At 58.4% G+C, this 555-nt stretch carries 1 protein-coding gene; it reads left to right on the top strand.

Annotation, left to right across the window (positions count from 1 at the left end; all coding sequences use genetic code 11):
• Nucleotides 1-555, top strand: a 555-nt coding sequence (locus HV711_RS33270) for an IS66 family transposase (protein ID WP_175145706.1), incomplete at both ends; no start/stop codon positions are given.

A 555-nucleotide genomic window follows, 5' to 3' on the forward strand; every position in this document is an offset into this window, starting at 1 on the left:
GACGGTATCTGGTCAAGGCCGAAGATAACGTGCCGAAGGCCGCACGCTCGTCCAACCTGCTCGCGACGCGCTTCATCAAACTGATCGGCAAGCTGTTCGCGGCGGAGGCGCGCAGTGAAACGTGGACGGCTGAACGACGACAGCGATTGCGGCGACGATACAGTGCACGCGTGCTCGATGTCATCGAAAAGCTGACGCTCGAACAGAGGCCCGGCGTTGTTCCTCAAAGCTTACTCGGCAAGGCTCTGACCTACCTGCACGGGCAGTGGCCCAAGCTGATCCGTTACGTCGAGAACGGCAACTGGCCCATATCGAACAATCCCTGCGAAAATTCCATTCGCCCGTTTGTCGTCGCACGCAAAAGCTTCCTGTTTGCCGATACAGTTGCTGGCGCACATGCGAGTGCGAATCTTTATTCGCTGGTCGAGTCAGCAAAAGCCAACTGCATCGATCCGTATCGCTATCTCACCTGGCTGTTCCAGCGGTTGCCTCTGGCAAAGACGGTCGACGACTACGACGCGCTGCTTCCCTGGAAGCTGCCGGCCAACCTACGCT

This window comes from Paraburkholderia phenoliruptrix (assembly GCF_902859825.1).
Taxonomy (GTDB): Bacteria; Pseudomonadota; Gammaproteobacteria; order Burkholderiales; family Burkholderiaceae; genus Paraburkholderia; species Paraburkholderia phenoliruptrix.